This is a genomic window from Mesorhizobium sp. M7A.F.Ca.US.010.02.1.1 (assembly GCF_004023085.1).
Taxonomy (GTDB): Bacteria; Pseudomonadota; Alphaproteobacteria; order Rhizobiales; family Rhizobiaceae; genus Mesorhizobium.
In genome coordinates, this window is the sequence record NZ_RZRV01000129.1 from 1 (window position 1) to 474 (window position 474).

At 60.1% G+C, this 474-nt stretch carries 1 protein-coding gene; it reads left to right on the forward strand.

The window, feature by feature from the left end; translation table 11 throughout:
* Positions 1-448 (forward strand): HdeD family acid-resistance protein (locus EOA19_RS35065; protein WP_164893140.1); only part of this gene is annotated, 448 nt, incomplete at its 5' end.
* Positions 449-474: the final 26 nt, after the last annotated feature.

The following is a 474-nucleotide window of genomic DNA, read 5'->3' on the forward strand; positions in this document are numbered from 1 at the left end:
CTTCGGCAATCTGTTCATTGCCACGGTCGCCTCGGTCTACGTCGTCGGCTGGCTGATGCTGATGGCCGGTGTCATCGAGATCATGCATGCCTTCGGTGTGAAGACATGGAGCCGGTTCTTCTATTGGCTGCTCAGCGGTCTTCTCTATGCAGTCGCCGGGTTCTTCGCCTTCTATAATCCGCTGCTGGCCTCGGCGGTGCTGACCTTCCTGCTGGCGGTCGCCCTTCTCGCTTCAGGCGTGCTCAGGGCCTGGGTCGGGTACAAGCACAGACCGGCCAAGGGTTGGGGCTGGCTCGTTGCGGCGGGCATCATCAGCGCGCTGGCAGGCCTGGTCATCGCCATGGGCTGGCCAGTCAACAGCGTATGGGTGCTGGGACTGTTTCTCGCTATCGACCTGATCTTCCAGGGCTGGGCCTTCATTGCAGTCGGCCTGGCGCTGAAGAAATAGGTTCTTGTTTTAGCATGATCTTGTCC